Here is a 19,279-nt window from a genome sequence, read left to right on the forward strand (position 1 = left end):
GACGGAGCGCCTGGGCGTTCAGCAGGATGCGGACCGCGGGCGCGGCGGCGAGGCGGGCGAAGGTGGACTTGCCGAAGTCGGTGGGCCGGCTGAAGCGCTCCAGCCGCGAGGCGACGATATCGGGATCGCTGAAGCCCTCGATGGTCGGCGGCGCGGCGGGACCAAGCGCCTCCGACACGTCATAGGCATAGGCCCCGGCCTCGCACAGCTCCTGCGCCCGGGGATAGTAGGCGGCCAGATCCCTCCAAGCGATCGGCCAGCCGCTCATCGGCACCCAGGGGCGCCGCTCCAGGTCGATCGGGTCATAGGGCACGCAGCGCCCTCCCCAGATGGCCGTGGCGCCGCCCAGCACGCGGCGGCGGTACATGTGCGGCGGGGAATGCGACGAGCCTTCGGCGACCTCGCCGTTCAGCCCTTCCTGTGCCGCGGCGTCGAACTTGCGGCCACCGGCCTCCAGCACCAGCACGGACAGGCCGCTCCCCTCCAGCGCGCTGGCCAGGGAGAGGCCGGCCGCGCCACCTCCGACGATGCAGAGATCCGCCTCCAACTCCACACCGGGAGTCAGGGATAAGGCGTCGAGGATCATGCCGAGGTCTCCAGGGGCCGCGAGGGCGGCGAGGTGATGGAGCGGGCCGCCTCCACGGCCTCATCCAGGTGCCGGGCCGAGGTGGTGCCGACCAGCGCCACGGACCGTTCGAACTGCAAGGCCGCCCGCAGGGCCGCTGCGCGGGCCGCGGCATCGCCCGCCTGTCCCGCGAAGATTTCGCGCAGCATCAGGCCGATACCCTGGCCCGCAGCCTGCGTCAGGGCCGGGCGCATGGCCTGGGCCACGTCCAGGGGCAGTTGCAGGGCCGCGACCGAGGGCAGGCGCAGCGCCTCCCGGGCCGCCGCGCCGTCATCGCAGGAGATGCCCCAGGCGCGCAGCTTGCCGGCCTGCACCAGGCGGTCGAGCAACTCGAAGGGCGCGCCCTGGCGGATGGCCTCGGCCGAGGGGCTGTGCAGCAGGAAGAGATCGATCCGCTCGATGCGCAGGCGCCGCAGGCTGGCCTCGACCGCACCTTGCAGATGCGCCGAGGAGTAGTCGCGCGGCAGCGGCGCGGCCCGCCGGCTGGCGATGGCGCCCCGCAGGCCAGGCAGGCGGTGGACCAGTTGGCGCAGCGGCGACTTGGCCAGGGCAACGACACGCTGCGTGGCGGTGAAGCGCTGGCCGGCCTTGGTGACGATGGTCACCTCATCCCGCCGCCCCGCCAGGGCGCGGCCGATCAGCCGCTCGCTCTCGCCCTGGCCATAGATATTGGCGGTGTCGAAGAGCGTCACGCCGGCATCCAGCGCATGGCGAAGCAGGGCCTCGGCCGCTGCCCCGCCGCAACCGCTCAGGGTCGATCCGAGGCGGCTGCAACCGAGGCCGAGGATAGAGGCGGACAAGCCGCTACGATCGCCCAGGGAGGTCACGGGCAGACTCAAGGTCATAGGGCAGGCCTGGTGCTAAGGGGCGCCCAACCGGGCGGCGTGGAATCCTGAACCGCCGCCGGCCGCTTGGGCAGGACGCAGAAGATCAGGATCAGGATCTGCAGCCGGGGGTCGAGCAGCATGCCGCCGAAGGTCATGTAGCCGATCAGCATCGCGGTGCTGATCCAGCCCGAGGGGCTGGCCCGGAACAGGGCGGTCAGGAAGAACGGCCAGAAGACCGCCGAGCCCAGCAGGCCATACTCGAACAGGATCTTGGCCCAGGCCGGATCATGCGCCTCGTAGGGCACCAGCTTGGCATGCTGAGCATAGGAGCCCGGCCCCAGGCCGAAGAGAACATCCTGCGCCGAGGAGAGCAGGAACTGGCCGATCAGCCAGGCGCCGGCGATGAAGCGGGCCGTGGCGCTGGAATTGTCGCTGCCGAACTCGTTGATCCGGTTGAGCAAGGCATCGGCGTTCCACAAGCCGCCCGTGACCAGGGCCAGGACACCCACCGCCGCCATGGCCGCGATGGCGCCATAGGCCCGACGATGCAGCAGCACCCAGGGCAGCAGGAACAGCAACAGGATCAGGCCGGTGCCGGAATAGGAGGTGGGCAAGGCGATGAAATAGAGCAGCAGGCGCCAGGTGGCACCGAAGAACAGCAGCTCCAGAATGATGGCAATCGCCAGATACTGGGAGAACGTCGATGGTTCGAGCAGGAAGAAGCCATTGCTTTTGAAGTAGGGCGAATCCCAGGTCAGGGGATTGGCCGTGTTGAAGTTCGGCAGCAGGAATTCCTTCGGAACAATGTTGCTGAAGGTGAAAAGATCCGCCGAATTCATGAAGAACTGCGCCACATACTGCGCCACACCCAGGACCGCGCAGACCAGAACCATCTTCTGAAAGGCCCGGACGCAGCCCTCCAGCACGCCCTCCGGGGAGCGCAGCGAGAAGATGAAGGGCGCATAGATAATGAGCATCAAGGCCATGGAGGGCACCGAGGCGGCGCCCGCATTCATCGCCAGGCTGAGCGAAACCACCGTGGCCAGGACGAAGAACATCGCCGTCCGGACCGGATCGAGCACGAAGGCGCCGCGCAAGGCCAGAAGCAGCATGACCACCAGGGTCACGATCAGGTTCAGGGCGATGCTGTCGTCGCCTGCCGGCAGCCCGAAGCGCTGCAGGAAGATCGAGGCGAAGAGCGCGACCATCAGGCAGCGCCGGACGAAGGCGGCCTCCGCCGTCTCTCGCGAGGCCGCCTGTTCCGGCTCCTCGCCGAACGACAGGGCAGGCCCGGTTGGGAAGACTGGCTCCGAAGCGTCCAGCCGCAGGGGCGACATCATGATCAGCTCACACAGCCAGAGAAAACGACGGAAAGGCCTGAGCGCGGCTTCCGCTCTGCTTGCTGCACCGCGAAGAGAGGTTTACGAAACCTCCCAAATCCCATGGCGGTGTCCTACAGCAGGCCGGTATCGGGAGCCAAGCCTGACCCAGGGCCGTGCCGGAGGGGGAACAACCGGCGAGGCGGGCAGGAGCAGACGAGGCCATGGCGAACTTCCCCCGAAGCGAACGGAGCCCAGAGGACGGCGCCCAGAGCGAGAGCATGCCACCTCCAGGCAGGCGTCAGAAGTATCCGACGGGGTGGCGACGAGCACCGTCGGTGTGAATACACCAGAAAATGGTCTACTGATCCTCTTAATGGTGCATTTTCTCAACCGCGAGCCACTTTTATGTGAGCAATGCACGATTATTTGGACAATCGCGAGGCTCGTGGTTATGGAAAGATGCACCTGGTGGCCAGAGCTCGTCGCCTCTTCCGGCGCCTCGCCGATGCCCAAGGGCTGGCACCCTTAAGTTTCTGATGTGGCCTTCATGAGGCAGAACGTATGCGCCTGACAGACCTTCTGAGCCTTCTCTGGCGACGCAAGCTGGCCTTGGCCACTGCCGCCGTCATCACTGGCCTGCTGGGCTTCGTGATCACCAAGTCGCTGCCGATCCGCTATTCGAGCGAGGGTCTGCTGCTGGTCGAAAGCCGGGATCAGAGCATTCCCGAGCTCAACCAGGCGGCTTCCCTCAATACGCCCGGCCTGCAGCGCATCACCACGGAGGCGGATATCCTGCGCTCGCGCCGCCTGGCCGAGCAGGTGGTTCGCGACCTCGGCCTCGAGAATGCGCCGGAGCCGCCCAGCCGTGGCCTCGCCGCCCTCTTCGCCCCGGTCGGCGCCTGGCTGCGGGGTGTCGCCGCCGATATCGACGCCTGGCGCATCGCCCTGCTGGGCGAGAGCACCGACCCCGCTCTGGCCGACCGCCCGGTCGACAGCATGAGCCTGGCGGTCGAGAATCTGCAGCGCTACCTCTCGATCGGCACCGCCGCCAACAGCAATGTCGTCGCCGTCCGCTTCTCCTCGCCCTTCCCGGACGAGGCCGCGAAGGTCGTGAACACGCTGATGAACCGCTACATCGAACTCGAGGTGGCGGCGAAACGGGACACCACCCTGCAGGCCAATGAGTGGCTGACCTCCAGGCTGGAGACGCTGCGCCGCGAGGTCGAGGAGGCGGATCAGAGGATTCAGGCCTTCCGCCGCGAGACCGGCCTGCTGGAGACCTCCCAGGGCTCGGTCAGCACCCTGCAGATGAACGAGCAGCAGGCCCGCGTCGCGATGGCGCGTCAGGAACTCTCCCGCGCCCAGGCCGCGCTCGACAGCGCGCTGCGCTCCGGCCAGCGGGGCAGCGCCTCCAGCGAGGTGCTGGGCTCTCTGGTGATCCAGAGCCTGCGCGACCGCGAGGCGGAGATCGGCCAGCGCGCCGCCATCCTGGCCCAGCGACTGGGCGCGCGGCATCCCGAGCGCCTGGCCGTGGAGGCCGAGCTGCGCGACATCCAGCGGCAGATTGGCAACGAGACCGGCAAGATCGTCTCCTCGCTCCGCCGCGAGGTGGACGCCGCCCGCGCCCGCCTGTCCGATGCCCAGGAGCAACTGAACAGCTCGATGACCACGGCCCGCAGCGGCGCCGAGAACGAGGTCGTTCTGGCGCAACTGACGCGCGAGGCCGATGCCAAGCGGCAGATCTACCAGGCCTTCCTGACCCGCACCGAGCAGACCCGCCTGGCCTCGGCGCAGTTCCCCGCGGCGCGCGTGATCTCGCCGGCGGTGGAGCCCTTCCGTCCGAACGGCCCGCCAGCCTCCGTGGTCGCCGCCTTCAGCGCCTTCATCGGCTTCTTCCTGCTCGCCGGCATCCTGGTCCTGCGCCGCATGGCCCATGGCACGATCAGCACGGTGCAGGATCTGGTCTCGCTGACGGGCGTGCAGAACGCCGGCAGCCTGCCGGCGCTCGGCCGCGGCCGCCGCCGGCGCATGCCGGCCCTGGTGCTCGATCAGAGCCAGTCCGGCATCGCCGAGACGCTGCGTGCCCTGCGGCTGACCATGCAGTCGGTCGCCGGCGGCGGGCCGGCCAATACGGTGCTGGTCACCTCCTCGGCCATCGGCGACGGCAAGAGCACCGTCGCGGCCTCGCTGGCGCGGCTATCCGCCGCCGACGGGCTGCGGGTGCTGCTGCTGGAGACCGACATGCGCCGCCCGCAGATGTCCTCGACCTTCGGCGCCCCCTGGGCCGGCCGCAGCATCGAGGCTGTCCTCTCGGGCGAGACGCGCTTCGAGGATGCGGTGCAGGTGGATGAGCGCTCGGGCCTGCACACCCTGCTCTCGGACCGTTCCTCGCCGCATCCGCAGGCGCTGATCGAATCCCGCCAGTTCGCCGAGCTGATCAACCGGGCCCGCCGCGAATACCATCTGGTGATCCTGGACAGCCCGCCGATCATGCGTGTGGCCGATGCCGTGGTGTTGGCCCAGCACAGCGACGCCGTGCTCTTCGCTGTCGGCTGGGAGCGCACCTCCCGCACCGTGGTGATGGAGGCGATGCGCCGCCTGCCGCGCTCGATGCGGGCCCGCATGGCGACCGTGCTGACCCGGGTGCGGCCGGGCCGTCTGGACCCGCTGGGCTATTACGAGGGCTATGCCAAGAGCGCCTCGCCCGACCTGAAGCGGCTGCCGGCGCCCGGCGCCTGATCCCGGAACGCCTGCCGTTCGCGCATGGAAAACCCCGGAACCGAAAGGTTCCGGGGTTTTTCGTGGCCGATGTGAAGGCCGCCGGGTTTAAACCCGGCGGCATCCATGGTGTCAGAAGCGGCGCTCGAAGACGGTCACCACATCGCCCGGCTGCAGCACCGACTGGCGGTCGCCGCGGAACTCCCGCGCGACGCCATCCTCGCCCAGGCGGGTGATGGAGACGTAATCGGTGACGGCGCGATAGTTGAAGCCGCCCACCACGGCCACGGCGGAGAGGACCGTCATGCCGGGCTGGTAGGGAGTCTGGCCGCCACGCTCGACCATGCCCAGCACGAAGATCGGACGGTATTCCTGGACCTCGACCGCGACCGAGGGGTCGTTGAACAGGTTGCGGCTGCGCATGCTGCGCGCGATCGCCGTTTCGGCCTGGGTGGTCGTCAGCCCGGCCACCGGAATGGCGCCGACCAGCGGCAGCGCCACGGTGCCGGTATCGGTGATGCGAAACTCGCCAGTCAGGCGTGGATCGTTGAAGACCGTGACGCGCAGCTGGTCGCCCGCCCCGAGCCTATAGGCGCCCGCCGTGGTCTCCGGCAGCGGCGGCAGGTTGGCGCCGGGCGTGGCGCAGGCGGCCACCAGCAGCGACAGGCCCAGCACCATTCCGCGCAGCGCACGAGGGCCAGCGGCAGTCAAGAAAGCAGGGCGAGACATGGGGCACTCCCGGAATAGAGAATTCTTGAGAAAAGCATGACACTGTATCAAAGACTGTCACGCCGGTGAACGCACGTCACATTGAAGCGGCCACGCTCGAGGCCCCGCGACTACAAGGCGAAGCGCAGCCTGACTTGAAACTGGTTGATCCCGTATTCGCGCGCGCCATCCGGCGCCGAAAGGCGCTCCGTGTGCTGATAGCTGGCGAGCACCGACATGTTGCGGTTCAGCAGCCATTGCGCGCCGACCAGGACAATGCCGTCGGTGACATTGCCCTGCTGCGGATAGTCGCGATGCTCGGCCCGCAGCTCACCGGTGACGATGACGTTGCGCAGAAGCTCATGGTCGACGGTGAGCCGTCCCTGGGTGCGCGTATAGCTGACGTTGCTGGCGCGGATGGATTCCTCGATGGTGCGCGAAACCGCCAGGGTCGCCGTGGTCAGCTGCGTCGGCAGATAGGTCAGCTGGCCTTCGAATGCTGGCCCGCTCAACGTCTTCAATGTCGGGGAATCATAGGTCCGTTCACGGTAGCCGGCCAGCAGGCGGGCCTGCCAGAGGCCTGTCAGGTCGTAATTGATACCGGCCTGAACCTCCCAGGTGAAGGAATCCCGCCCGCTCTGGCCGGACTGCTGGTAGTTGATGTCCTGCAGGCGGACCAGGGTCAGGATCTCGCGGCCCTCGACAATGCTGTAAGCCGCCTGGACCTCGCCTAGGATCGTGTCGTAGTCATTGACATTGTTGAAAACGCGGACGCCGTTGACGTCCGAATTCTCATAGCGAATGGTCCTATATTCCGCGGTGCCGGTCAGGGCCAGGCGATTGAAGGCCGCGGTGCCACCGACCAGGAAGATGTCGCTGTCATAGGGGATGGGCTCGTTCAGGCCGCCGGCCTGCACGTCGAAATTGTCCACCTCGAGATGCGAGCGGGTGTGCGTGTAGCTGGCTCGCAGAGATGAGGCCCGGCCGATATCGTAGCGGCCGGCGATGCCGACGCTGAAGTCGTTCCAGTTCTGATTGCTGTTGCTGAAGTGCTGCCGGCTCGATTGCGAGGCGGTCAGGCCCAGCGCATGCCGCGTCCAGAAGCTGTTGGCCGAGACATTGACGGTCTGCGCGAAGAAGCCGTCTTCCACGTCCTCGCCCGTGCCGGGCTGCACGTTGTCGTCATAGCCCACGCCGGCCTCCACCGCGCCGTCGAGGCGAAAGCCGGAGAGGCGCACGCCAGCCGGATCGTAATCGGGCCGCGGCCGGGACCGGACGGTGACGCCACGCTGGGTGTCCTGCGGGCTCATGGTCTGCGGTGGCTCAGGGGCCGATTGGGCGTGAGCAGGCGCGGCCATTCCAGCCATTGCGGCCGGAATGGCGAGAGCCACCAGACCGTGCAGACAGGAGGCACGCCATGATGGGAAGGGCCGGAGAGAAGGGGCGGCAGTGTCTGCCTTCCTGCCGGCGACGTTCTTCTTCTGCAGACGCATTCAGAGGGCCCTACCCAATCTCGTTCTCTCCCGCATCCCTATGCATGCGGCATGGGATTGTCCCATGAAAACCCACCGGATCAAGCCTTTGCCGCACGTCCCGCGAGAGTGTCGATACAACCGTTGCTTTTCTGCACGCACCTTGCCGACGGCCGCTCAATGCCTTTGCGCGCCATGCGACTGGGGGGTTAACTCCGGGCCACGCTGACCAGTCTTTGCGAAACGGGCGGTCGCGACGGATGCAGGAGGACACCTTCATCAGTCAGTTCCACCCGCGCTTCCGGATAGGCCGCGACAGCAGGAGCAAGGGACTTCCTGAAATCTCTCTTGAAGGTATGCAGTTCTGAATAGCTGGAGCCAAACTGATCCCTCAGGGCGGTCCAGCGCACTGGCGTCGGACCGCGTAGCGTGTGCAGCCTGTAGGCGAGCCAGATGTAGAGATCGAGGCTGGCGCTGCGATTGCCGAGTTCGCGCAATGCGGTCTCCTGCAACGGCACCGGATGCTGGCGCATGGCATCGAAGAAAACCTCATCAAGAACCACGCGGTCATCCCACATCTCGGTCTGACGGAGATCCTCGCCCTGCTCCGAGAAGCGCAGGCCGGAACGCACGAAGCGGCCTGCCGCCCAGCCTTCCGTGCCCTCACCCTCCCAGAAGAATTTCAGGCTGCAAGCGGCGATCCGCGCCGCCTGCTCGCGCAATGCCTTGCCCGTCTCGCCGCCCCAGGAAAGACCCATGCGACCCAGCCAATCCCGCATAGAGCGGCCCAGCTCGACCTCGCGGCTGTTTGTCCTGGCGGCCTGGGTCTGCAGGTAGAGCAGGATCATCCTGGCTCTGGCGCCATACGGGACGCCATGCAGTTTCGGCGCGCCACGGGCCAGCCTGAGACGACCGGGCTCCACCAGCAGTGTGACGCGGTGCCCCCGCTTCTCCCAGGCGCTGTCATCGGGGAGCCGCTTGTGGGGCAGGGATGTCAGGCAGAAGCCCGTATAAGTAATCCCAATGCGGCTGGCATCATCAGCCAGGACCTCCGCAGCGATATCCACCAGGGCCTTGCGCTCCGGAGGGACCATGGCGCGTGCCTGATCCCTGCCATGGAGTAGGACCAAGTGGCGTACACCATGCGCTGCATCTTCCTGCATGGCCCTCTCTGCCAAAGCTTGGCCCTAGTTGCCGGGAGAGGAAGGCTGCCGTCAATGGGGGGATAACTCCGGTCTCTATGTAGTTAACTAGTAGATTCTTATTAGTTGAATCCGGAGTTATCCCCCCGGGATAAGCCCGCTTTTCGGAGTTAACCCCCCAATTCCCGGAGTTAACCCCCTGGGATAGATGCCTTGTCCTGTGGATAATTCCTGACCGCCCGGAAGGGTCGGAGTTATCCCCCCGGGACAATGTGGGCGAATCGGGCATGGCCTACCGGCCCCGGAAAACCGAAGGGCGCGGCCCCTTCGGAGCCGCGCCCTGAATGTTCTCGACAGCGCCCGGCGACGTCGTCAGGCCGCGTAGAGCGCGTCCTGCTCGGAGCGCAGCCGATCGATCATCCGGCCTTCCGGAATCTCGACGTCGTCATAAGTCAGCACCGCATCCTTCGGGACATCGCGCTTCAGCGTACAGCCGAAGGCCAAACCCATCGGCAGCAAACCCTCACGGCGCGAGGTCGCGTAATCTTCGCACTGGCCGTAACTCATGTAGCCGCCCAGGGCATCGATCGTCTCGCCCGCCTTCAGATTGATCTTGGCGGTGGTGATGACATCGACGCGGGGGCCATCGATCGGCTGGATGACCGGATCCTGGCACAGCACGACTCGCGCCACGGAAAGCGGCACCTCGAAATGGCAGAGGTGATAGGGCGTGTAGAAACTGTAGAGTGGCCCAGTGCCCAGCTTGTACAGGTTCAGGTAGTGCTTCTGCTTGGGATCGTCATGCGTGGCCAGGACATAGACGCCAGGGCCCGGCTTGCTGCCGACGACATAGTCGACGACGCCCCCCTTTTCCCGCAGCATGTCGATGTCATAGGACTTGGTCAGTTCATCGACATGGCCGGCATGGTTGAGGCCGATCATGCCGCGCCGGGCCACCGTCATGCCCGTGGCATTGGCGACGATCGCCTGCTCGAAGCTGATCTTGGTGCCATCCGCGAAGCTGGTCACCATGTAGGGATCCTGCCCCCATTGGGCGGCAAAGCCGGCCTGGGTGGTCGGATTGCGGTAGGGATCCTGCAGCCCCTTGATATTGCCGCAAACCAGCGGCGTCAGGCCGATGGAAACCACGAAGCGGTAGAGATTCATCTGCACGCCGGGCTGGTCGCCGTCGCAGCCCGTGAAGATGACACCCGCCGCATCGGCCTTGCGCTTGAGCAGGGGCCCGACCGTCGCATCGAGCTCGGCATTCATCGAGACCATGTGCTTGCGGTTCTCGATGGCCGCCAGGGTGATGGCGGCGCCGTATTCGATGGCGCCGGTGGCATCGATCAGGCAATCCAGGTCCGGATTGCGGCAGAGCAGCAGCGGATCCTGGGTGATGGCGGCCCGGCCCTGGCGGATGCAATCGGCCAGGGCATCATCGGTCTCCACCACCGCGATATCGGTGACGCCGGCCTGCTCGAAGGCCAGGCGGGCCTTGTCGAGGCTGCGATTGCAGATCACCGCCAGCGTCATGCCCGGGACCGAGTTGACGATCTGGTTGGTGACGCCCTTGGCCATGAAGCCGGCCCCGAACATGCCGACCAGGACCGGCTTGCCGGAAGCCTCGCGCTGCCGCAGCAGCCTGTCATAGATCATGATGGTTCTCTCAGCGCCTAGCGCAGGCCGCGCAGTTGCTCGACCCTGTGGAAGTCGGGATCGAAGGCCGGCCAGTTGAGGTCCTTCTCGGAGGCGATCTCCGGCTGCAGCGGCCACTCGATGCCGAGATGCGGATCGTTGTAGCGCAGGCCACGCTCACCGCCGGGCATATAAGGGTCGCTGACCATGTAGAAGGCTTCGGTGTTGTCGCGCAGGGTGATGAAACCATGCGCGAAGCCCCGGGGGACATAGAGCATCTTGCGGTTCTCGGCGCTCAGCTCGACGCCGAACCACTTCCCCTCGCTGGGTGAGCCGGGGCGCAGATCGACGATGACGTCGAACAGCGCACCCTGAAGGCAGCGCACCAGCTTCACCTCCGCGGCCGGCGGAAGCTGGTAATGCATGCCGCGCAGCGTACCCTTGCGGAGGCTCAGGGAGTTGTTCACCTGAGCGTAGCGGCTGACCAGCCCCGCTTTGGCGAACTCGTCCTCGCAGAAGGCCCGGGCGAAGAAGCCGCGGTCGTCGTGCCGCGGCTCGATCTCGATCACATAGGCGTCCTGCAGCGGGGTCTTGCTGAAGATCATGCCGGCACCCGGTGACGCTGCTCCAGATTCTCGTTCACCGAGCCGGAATTGATGTGCCGCTCCAGCGTCACCAGGCGGATGGCCGGCGACTTGCGGTAGTCGCGATCGGCGAAGCCCTGCTCCTTCAGCCGGTCCCGCAATTCGGCGATGGCGCCGTCCAGCGTCTCCTGCGGCTGATGGTCCGGGGCGAGTTCCGCGTAAAGCGAGAAGTCGACCTTGTAGGAGCGCTTGTCCGGGGGCGCCTCGGTCGCGATGGAAACCTTGGCCTCCGGAAGAGCCCGGCCAACCGCCTCCGCCAGATCCCGCACCTGATAATTCCAGCGTGCCGAGCCGACATTGACGGTCAGGAACTTGCCGCCATTGTCCGGCGAGCGCTGCACGGCCCATTCGATGGCTCGCGCCATGTCGCGCACATGGATCAGCGGCCGCCAGGGCGTGCCATCGCTGAGCACGCTGACTTCGCCATTGGCCAGGGCGCCGGCGACGAAATCATTCAGCACCAGGTCCAGACGCAGCCGCGGCGACATGCCGCAGGCGGTCGCGAAGCGCAGGCAGCTGATGACCATGCCGCTGTTGTCGAGCGCGCGGAGGGAGTCCTCGGTCGCGATCTTGGACCGGGCATAGGCCGTCAGGGGGTTGAGCGTGTCGCTCTCCACCCGGGCGCGGCCCTCGGAGGCAAAGCCATAGACGCTGCAGCTCGAGGCGAAGACGAAATGGCCGACACCGGCTTCCGCCGCCGCCTTGGCGACCTTGACGCTGGCTCGGTGGTTGATCTCGTCCGTCACCGCCTCGAAGCGCTGCCCCATCGGATCGTTCGAAATGGCGGCCAGATGCACCACCGCATCGAAGCCCCGCAGATCTTCCGTGGTGATGTCGCGGACATCGCCGAAGCGCTGCTCATTCAGCAGGGTTTCGGGCAGCGGATCGCGGGTGGTCAGGCAATGGCCGAACCAGCCGGTATCATGGCCGACGAGATAGGCTTCCGGAAATGTCTCGCGCAGACGCGCCACGACGACGGGGCCGACATAGCCCATATTGCCGGTGATCAGGATACGCATTGGGTGTTCAGCCCTTCCACACGCGCCAGGGAGCCTTGCCAGAGGCCCAGAGGCCTTCCAGATGACTGCGGTCGCGAATTGTGTCCATCGGATGCCAGAAACCGTGATGCTGATAGACCGACATCTGGTTGTCAGCCACCAGGCGCTCGATCGGCGCGTCCTCCCAGACCGTGTCGTCGCCCTCGATATACTCGCCAACCTTCGGGCTCAGCACGAAATAACCGCCATTGATGAAGCCGCCATCGCCCTGGATCTTCTCCTTGAAGGCCTTGACGCGGTTGCCTTCCAGGCTGAGGGCGCCGAAGCGACCGGCGGGCTGGGTCGCCGTCAGCGTCGCCAGGCGGCCTTCCTGCTTGTGCAACGCGATGGTCGCGGTGATATCGACATCGCCGACACCATCGCCATAGGTCAGGCAGAAGGCTTCCTCATTGGTCACATAGGGCAGGATCCGCTTGATCCGGCCACCGGTCATGCTGTTCTCGCCCGTTTCGACCAGCGTCACACGCCAGGGTTCCGCCCGGGCGTTGTGCACCTCCATGGAGTTCCTCTCGAAGTCGAAGGTGACATCAGACATATACATGAAATAGTTTTTAAAATACTCTTTGATGACGTTCCCGCGGTATCCGAGGCAGACAATGAAATCATTGATGCCATGAGCGCTGTAGATTTTCATGATATGCCAAAGGATCGGGCGCCCGCCGATCTCAACCATTGGCTTTGGCCTGATGCTGGTCTCTTCCGCGAGCCGAGTACCCAGTCCGCCAGCCAGGATTACCGCTTTCATCTTCGACGCCCTTGCGACCACAGGAAGGTTGAGGAGCCACAGGATCTGCGACCCGGAGAGGTTGCCCAAATCTGCGGCGCGCGTACAAATTTGTACAGCTCACGACGCGATGCGTAAAAATTGCAAAAAAGCTTTTTTATTTAAAATGACAATGTTGAGATTGGTGCGTTCCACGCCGCCCTGGCCGGCTCCTCCTTGGGGTGGCGGCCAAGCTGGCGGCTCGTTTCCCTTACCGGCTTCACAATCCCGAAAATGCATTCGCCTTTCGCTTGTATGCGTCGCAAAAAAGCGAGAGAGAGTAAGTTATAAGGACTTCGGTCTCGCCCCTTCCACCCGGGCCTACCTGGGTACAACGATGAGCAGCAGCATGGACAAGACTCAGATCACCATCGGTATGCCCGTCCGCAACGGGGGTGATCAGATCAGGGTCGCGATTGATTCCTTGCTGGCGCAGACCCATAGCGACATCAAGTTGGTCATTTCCGACAATTGCTCGACCGATGACACGCTCGAGATCTGCCGCGCCTATGCCGAGCGCGACCCCCGTGTCATCGTTCATGCTCAGGAAAAGAACCTGGGAATTTGCGGCAACTTCCGCTTTGTCCTCATGCAGGCCGATACGCCCTATTTCATGTGGGCCTGCCATGACGACATCTGGGAGCCCGAATTCGCCGAGCGCAACCTGCAGAACCTTCTGGCAAATCCCGGGGCCGTGGCCAGCACCTCCCGGGTCGCCATGGTCTCCGTGGACGGCAGCCGCGCCCTCTCCAACGGCACCTACCCGCTGCAGGGCGATGCCCGGGAGCGCCTGGTCCGCTTCTTCTGGGATCCTGGCGAGGTATCCCGCTTCTATGGTGTCTTCCGCACTGAGCCGCTGAAGCGCAGCTTCCCCGAGGATATCGATGTCTTCGGCTATGACTGGATCGTCATGGCCCTCAACCTGCTCGAGGGTGAGCATCTCGAGTTGCCGGAAATTCTGCTGGCGCGCGAGGATCACAGCGAGGACCACTATCATCGGACCCTGGTCCGCAAGGAGCCGCGCCGCCTGCACCGCTGGATGCCGCACCTGGGGATGATGCAGGTTCTGCGGCGAAAGCTGCCGCCGGAATTGTGGCAGGCCTGCCGCGCCCGGGTGCTTCGCCGGAACATGATTCAATCCCTGATGTATGCGAAGTACCGCGTTCCGGCCGTGGCGCCGCTGGTCAAAGGTCTCTCCGCCCTGGAAAGGAGCAGGCTTCGTCTGCGCAAGCCCGGGCGGCTGGAGATCAGCGGCTAACTCCTCCTATTGGACCTGTTACAAGCTCGGCTTAAACCAAGGGTAGGCTTACGATTTATACCACTCGCCAAATGGTCGAATCTTCTTCCTGATATGCTCCGTCGGCGCTACTGTCTTTCCTCGAGATATTCATGCGAGAAGTGCAATTGCCGGGGTGAAAACCCCTGGCCGCTGCCAATATCCCCGTATGAAGATCTCGATATGAAAGAGGCGGGATCATGTCGCTGATATCGCAGTCGCCTACCCAGCTGACGCGGCAGAATCAGAGTCATAGCCTGGAAGTAAACTTCCCGGACCTGGAAGGTACGGCGGAATCCGAATCCTCGCCCGCAAGAGGGATCTTGATCGGCTTCGCCTTCTCCTTGCTGATATGGGCAGGGATATTCGGGTTCTTCTTCAGGTAGTTTCGGCGCTCCTTCCTGTACTTTCTTGAAGAAGCGGCCTTAATTTCCTGAGGAAGGCCTTGTAAAGTGGCGTCTGCATTGGTTTGACGTGACCATTTTCATGCAGGAGCCAGGGCGTAATGCACAGCCCATCGGGGACGGGACGTCCCTTTGTCAGCATCGCTGTCCCCGTCCTGAATGAAGAACACTATATCACCGCCTGTCTTTCCTCCCTTCTGGTCCAACTGGATCCGCAGCAGGGCGAAATCCTGGTTCTCGACGGCGGTAGCACGGATCGCACCTGCGAAATCGTTGAGGAGATGCAGCGGAAGCATCCGCACATCCGCCTGCTTCACAACCCTGCCCGCCTGCAATCCGCCGCCGTCAATCTGGCCGCCCGTGTCGCATCGCCCGAAAGCAGGATCCTGCTCCGCGCCGATGCCCATGCCTGGTATCCGGCTGACTTCCTGCAACGCGTCGTCATTGCACTTCAGGAGCAGCGGGCGACCTCGGTGGTGGTGCCCATGATCACCGCCGGAAATGGCGCCATGCAGGAGGCCATCGCCGCGGCGCAGAACAGCCGCTTCGGAAATGGCGGCTCGGCCCACCGCATCCGACCGGCGTCGCAGTGGGTCGAACACGGGCATCATGCAGCCTTTGACCGTGACTTCTTCCTGTCCATCGGAGGCTACGACGAAAGCTTCACCCACAACGAGGATGCGGAGTTGGACCATCGGGCGATCGCAGCCGGTGGTCGCATCTGGCTCTGCGCCGAGGCTCCGATCACGTACTTTCCGCGCAAGGACCTTCTGTCCCTGGCCCGGCAGTATATGCGGCATGGCGGCGGCAGGGCGCGAACCCTGGTCAAGCATCACCTGACACCCAAGCCGCGGCAGATGGCGCCCGTCATCGCCTTGCTGGGGAGTGTGATGGGGCTGCTCATCGCCCCCTGGTTTCCGGCCGCTCTTCTCCTGCCCCTCGCCTATGCCGGCCTTTGCCTGGGATGGGGGGCCTGGATGGCGTGGCGCACCGGCAAGGCCTCGTTGCTGGCCGCCGGCCCCGCCGCGATGACGATGCATCTGGCCTGGGGATGGGGATTCCTGCGCAGCCTGTTCCGCCACAAAGGCGCCCTGCGCCGGCAACCGCAATCCTGATCAACAGGCGGCCATTCTCAAACGGACTCTCAGGCCTGCTGGCCGGTCATCCGGCGCGGCAAGGCCAGCAGATGGGGGCGCAAGGCATTGCTGGCCAGGACGCCGGCCAGCAGCGCGATGCCAGAGGCCGCAACGGCCGTGATGAGGCGCGCCGGCAAGGACGCGAAGGCCTCCAGAGGCAGCCTTGCCAGCTCATAGCAGACCGCAATGACGAGCAATTGGGGCAGGACGCTGACACTGACCCAATGCAGCGCCTGGCCACGCAGCCTTTGGCGGAAAGCGGTCCGGGTGAACAGAAAGAAGGCCAGCAGATTGGTGGCGGCCAGGCAGACCGCCGGCAGGACAACGCCATAGAGGGGCGTCAGCAGCAGGATGGCGGGCAGATAGAAGGCGCCGCAGATCAGGTTGATCTTCAAGGCGGTCACGGGATCGCCTTCCGCCATCTGAAGCGCATGGGAGGGGCGGCACAGACCGCCCAGCGCATAGGCGATGGCCAGGATCGCCAGGACCGGCGCGAAGTCACGCCCGGCGGACGGGTTGCCGCTCAACAGCTCCAGAAAGGCGCCGCCGAAGAAAACCAGGGCCCCCGTGGCCGTCAGCATCAGCACGAAGGTTGCCTGCGAGATCGAGAAGAACAACTCCCGCAACTCGGCACCACGCTCGGCACTGACATAGGCTGACATGCGGGGAAAGGCGGCGGTGATCAATGGCGTGGTCAGCCGCACCATGGCGGAGCACATGGTGGCGACCAGCGAGTAGGTCCCGAAGACCGACAGCGGCAGGACAGCGCTGATCACCAGGGAGTCGGCAATCTGCACCATCGTTCCGGTGGCCGCGGAAGCCATGTTCGCCACGGCGAAGCGCATGGTGCGCCAGATCAGATCCATCTCCAGACGCTGCCGGCCGAAGGAAGATGGAACGTTGCGGCCAACTGCGATCGCGAAGGATGTCGTCTCCACCAGGCTGGCCGCGATCTGGCTCCAGAAAAAGGCTTCTGCCGTCGGGGCGACGAAGGCGAGCGCGCCGAGCCCGAGGCCGAGGCGCAGGAGGCCTGTGCCGATCAGGAGGAGATTGCACAGAACCTGCCGCTCCAGCCCTTCCAGCGTCGCCTGGAAGATGCCGCGCAGCCGTTGGACAGCGATGCCGACACCCATCAGGGTGATGGCCCACTGCACTTCGCCAGGGGTGATATGCTGCGGCCGTAGCCAATAGGCGGCGATCCATGGCGAAAGCAGCCAGATGGCCAGAGCCAGGACGACGGCAAGTCCTGTGTAGATCAGCGTGAAGTTGAAGACCAGGCTGCCGGTCCCGGAAGGGTTCTCAACCTGGTTTCGCGCTACCAGACGCGTCACCGTCTGGCCGAGGCCAGCATCGAAGATGGCAGCCGCCGTCAGCAGAACCGCGAAGAAGCCAATCAGGCCATATTGCTCGGCCCCTGCCAGACGGTAGCCGCCGAAAGCGATGCCTGCCTGCACGGCGAGGGAGACGGCCATACCGGAGAGGTTGGCAAGCACATTGCGCGCAATCATGACAGGCCCTCAGCACCCTTCACGCCGTGCTGCTTCCGCCGGTTGCGAAACCTGCAGGCATCTCGAACAGCCACAGGGCCGCGGCATGCCCTCTGCGGGCAGTCCTGCGACCAGGGCAAGCCTCGATCAGAACAAGTTGTCCGGCCGGACGCCGCTCTAGTAGGCGCCGCGCCGGACCAAGACCGCAGGCACGGTCTGCAGCAGGATCCGCAGATCCTGCCAGAGGGAGAACTCGCGCACGTAACGGCAGTCGAGGGCAACGCGCTCGGCATAAGTGGTGTCGCTACGGCCGCTGATCTGCCACAGACCCGTGATGCCCGGACGGACGGCGAGATAGCAGACCGCGGCAACGCCATAATGGTCCGTCAACTCCTCCTGCACCACCGGGCGGGGGCCCACCAGACTCATCTCCCCCCGCAGCACGTTGAAGAGCTGGGGCAACTCATCCAGGCTGGTCGCGCGAAGGAACTTCCCAATCCGCGTGACGCGCGGATCGCGCGGCAGCTTCCGGGAGGTCGCCCACATCTGAGCGGCTTCCGGATTGTTCACCAGCAGATCTTGCAGCACGGCCGCCGCATTGGGGACCATGCTGCGGAACTTCAGGCAACGAAAGCTTCGCCCCCCCTTGCCGACCCGCGAATGGCCAAACACCGCCGGACCACCATCCAGACAGACTGCGAGCGCAATCAGCAGGAATGCTGGCGAAAGGACAATAATTGCAAAAGACGACAGAATGATATCAAGGAAACGCTTGGCAGAATAATGCCAGCTTGGGCTGATTGACTTGGCCAGACCATAGGACTCGGCATGATCAATATGCAGCTCTGTCGAGTTCTGCATACGAATATTGTGTGGCCAATTCGTATGAGTCATGGCGCAACTCCGGTTACAAGCGGCCAGCGGCATTCAAACGCTTACGTCTCAAAATACACACAGAGCCCGCGGCATGAAGATTAATTTTGAATTTATTGCTGGAATGTCTCTCAACAGTTTGTGTTCTGAGAGTCCCACAGCCAATTCAAGACATTCGCGCTTTTTGTATACACGCTAAAGTTGTGTTCTCTGCGTGTTCTGATCCCTTGGTCCGCGGTGGCAGGAGATTCCGTCCCTGGGCTGCTGGTCAGGCTGTGCTCGCCTGTTGGGCCATGAGTCTGCACATAAGCCGTCATCGTCTCAGAGCGGCTATGCTGCGGCGCTTATAAACCATGAGAGTAAGCTTTTGAAACCACACTTCCGCGAAAGCGCGCGTCGGGAGCTTTTGATGGCCCTAGCGTCATGACAGACCATCAAACCTTGGTTTGGCATCGTAAAATCGGGCCGGAAAGGGACGGCGCTCCCCGCTTCGTTGTCTATCTGCGGGTCTCCACGGAACGGCAGGGCCAGACCCGGCTGGGATTGCAGGCGCAGCGCGAATCTGTGGCGCGCCATCTGGCCATGACCGGTGGGCAGGTGCTGGAGGAGTTTGAGGAGGTGGAAAGCGGCCGCAGGAACGATCGGCCGCAACTGGCCATGGCCATGGCCAGTTGCCGTCGCCAGAAGGCCACGCTCCTGATTGCCAAACTTGATCGGCTGACCCGGAACGTCCGTTTCCTTCTGGAAGTGGTCGAGGGTGCGGGGGAGGCTGGCGTCGCCTTCTGCGATCTCCCTGCCCTCCCCCCCGGGCCGGTGGGCAAGTTCATGCTGACCCAGATGGCCGCGGTGGCAGAGTTGGAAGCGGGCCTGATTTCGCAGCGCACACGGGCGGCCCTCGCCGTCGCCAAGGCGCGCGGTGTCCGGCTGGGCAACCCTCAGCTGAGGCCCGGAACAGCTGAAACGGCGCGGCATGCCGCTCAGGCCCGGAGCCGGCAGGCCTCGCTTCGGGCGGCGGAGATCTGGCCCTATCTGGAGGAAGGGCGGCAAGCGGGCGCCACCAGCCTGCAGGCCCAGGCGCAGGCGCTCAATGCGCGCGGCATCCCCACGCCGACGGGGCGCGGCCTCTGGTCCGCCACCCAGGTCCGAAGGATCCGGCTGTTGCGGGAGGAGGCGCTCAGGCGATAGG

16 protein-coding genes are annotated in these 19,279 nt (G+C 64.8%); 4 read left to right on the top strand and 12 right to left on the bottom strand.

The window, feature by feature from the left end; translation table 11 throughout:
* The 3 genes from ACF3NH_RS22110 to ACF3NH_RS22120 all read right to left on the bottom strand — a co-directional run.
* The coding region (locus tag ACF3NH_RS22110) for an FAD-dependent oxidoreductase (RefSeq protein WP_422926075.1) at nt 1–586 on the bottom strand (586 nt) is incomplete at its 3' end.
* Nucleotides 583–1,425: an aldo/keto reductase gene (locus ACF3NH_RS22115; protein WP_422926077.1), complete on the bottom strand. Its 843-nt coding sequence runs from the start codon at nt 1,423–1,425 to the stop codon at nt 583–585. The genes ACF3NH_RS22110 and ACF3NH_RS22115, both read right to left, overlap by 4 nt.
* Nucleotides 1,426–1,466: 41 nt before the next feature.
* On the bottom strand, nt 1,467–2,792 hold the full coding sequence (locus ACF3NH_RS22120) for a hypothetical protein (protein ID WP_198368222.1): 1,326 nt from the start codon (nt 2,790–2,792) through the stop codon (nt 1,467–1,469).
* A 543-nt stretch (nt 2,793–3,335) separates the two neighbouring features.
* On the opposite strand from ACF3NH_RS22120, the gene ACF3NH_RS22125 reads away from it, so the two are divergent.
* The gene (locus tag ACF3NH_RS22125) at nt 3,336–5,513 is read left to right on the top strand and encodes a GumC family protein (protein ID WP_422926080.1); all 2,178 of its coding nucleotides are present in this window, start codon (nt 3,336–3,338) and stop codon (nt 5,511–5,513) included.
* Nucleotides 5,514–5,624: 111 nt separating this feature from the next.
* On the opposite strand, the gene ACF3NH_RS22130 is transcribed toward ACF3NH_RS22125, so the two are convergent.
* The 7 genes from ACF3NH_RS22130 to rfbF all read right to left on the bottom strand — a co-directional run bounded on the left by ACF3NH_RS22130 (nt 5,625) and on the right by rfbF (nt 12,899).
* Nucleotides 5,625–6,170, bottom strand: coding sequence for a polysaccharide biosynthesis/export family protein (locus ACF3NH_RS22130; RefSeq protein ID WP_232477471.1), 546 nt, complete (start codon nt 6,168–6,170; stop codon nt 5,625–5,627).
* Between the two features lie 161 nt (nt 6,171–6,331).
* On the bottom strand, nt 6,332–7,693 hold the full coding sequence (locus ACF3NH_RS22135) for an outer membrane beta-barrel protein (RefSeq protein ID WP_422926082.1): 1,362 nt from the start codon (nt 7,691–7,693) through the stop codon (nt 6,332–6,334).
* Nucleotides 7,694–7,881: 188 nt separating this feature from the next.
* Nucleotides 7,882–8,766, bottom strand: coding sequence for a replication protein RepA (locus ACF3NH_RS22140; RefSeq protein WP_232477472.1), 885 nt, complete (start codon nt 8,764–8,766; stop codon nt 7,882–7,884).
* Between the two features lie 420 nt (nt 8,767–9,186).
* Nucleotides 9,187–10,473 carry an NAD(P)H-dependent oxidoreductase gene (locus ACF3NH_RS22145; RefSeq protein ID WP_232477473.1) on the bottom strand — a complete coding sequence of 429 codons (1,287 nt, stop codon included), beginning with the start codon at nt 10,471–10,473 and terminating at the stop codon, nt 9,187–9,189.
* 17 nt (nt 10,474–10,490) lie between these two features.
* Nucleotides 10,491–11,057: a dTDP-4-dehydrorhamnose 3,5-epimerase gene (rfbC, locus tag ACF3NH_RS22150; RefSeq protein ID WP_422926085.1), complete on the bottom strand. Its 567-nt coding sequence runs from the start codon at nt 11,055–11,057 to the stop codon at nt 10,491–10,493.
* On the bottom strand, nt 11,054–12,115 hold the full coding sequence (locus tag ACF3NH_RS22155) for an NAD-dependent epimerase/dehydratase family protein (protein ID WP_198368228.1): 1,062 nt from the start codon (nt 12,113–12,115) through the stop codon (nt 11,054–11,056). The genes rfbC and ACF3NH_RS22155 overlap by 4 nt, the downstream gene beginning before the upstream one ends.
* Nucleotides 12,116–12,122: 7 nt before the next feature.
* Nucleotides 12,123–12,899, bottom strand: a complete 777-nt coding sequence (rfbF, locus tag ACF3NH_RS22160) for a glucose-1-phosphate cytidylyltransferase (RefSeq protein WP_422926087.1) — start codon at nt 12,897–12,899, stop codon at nt 12,123–12,125.
* A 367-nt stretch (nt 12,900–13,266) separates the two neighbouring features.
* Here rfbF and ACF3NH_RS22165 point away from each other — a divergent pair, with 367 nt between their 5' ends.
* A complete protein-coding gene (locus ACF3NH_RS22165) occupies nt 13,267–14,175 on the top strand; it encodes a glycosyltransferase family 2 protein (protein ID WP_422926089.1) in 909 nt (302 codons plus the stop codon).
* A 523-nt stretch (nt 14,176–14,698) separates the two neighbouring features.
* The gene (locus tag ACF3NH_RS22170; RefSeq protein ID WP_422926091.1) at nt 14,699–15,712 is read left to right on the top strand and encodes a glycosyltransferase family 2 protein; all 1,014 of its coding nucleotides are present in this window, start codon (nt 14,699–14,701) and stop codon (nt 15,710–15,712) included.
* Nucleotides 15,713–15,741: 29 nt separating this feature from the next.
* Here ACF3NH_RS22170 and ACF3NH_RS22175 read toward each other — a convergent pair whose 3' ends face one another.
* Nucleotides 15,742–17,241: a lipopolysaccharide biosynthesis protein gene (locus ACF3NH_RS22175; protein ID WP_198368231.1), complete on the bottom strand. Its 1,500-nt coding sequence runs from the start codon at nt 17,239–17,241 to the stop codon at nt 15,742–15,744.
* A 156-nt stretch (nt 17,242–17,397) separates the two neighbouring features.
* On the bottom strand, nt 17,398–18,114 hold the full coding sequence (locus ACF3NH_RS22180; RefSeq protein ID WP_198368232.1) for a sugar transferase: 717 nt from the start codon (nt 18,112–18,114) through the stop codon (nt 17,398–17,400).
* 402 nt (nt 18,115–18,516) lie between these two features.
* Between ACF3NH_RS22180 and ACF3NH_RS22185 the strand changes: the two genes are divergently transcribed.
* Nucleotides 18,517–19,278, top strand: a complete 762-nt coding sequence (locus ACF3NH_RS22185) for a recombinase family protein (RefSeq protein ID WP_422926094.1) — start codon at nt 18,517–18,519, stop codon at nt 19,276–19,278.
* Nucleotide 19,279: the final 1 nt, after the last annotated feature.

Origin of the sequence: Pseudoroseomonas sp. WGS1072, assembly GCF_049340465.1 — a bacterium.
Lineage (GTDB): Bacteria > Pseudomonadota > Alphaproteobacteria > Acetobacterales > Acetobacteraceae > Pseudoroseomonas.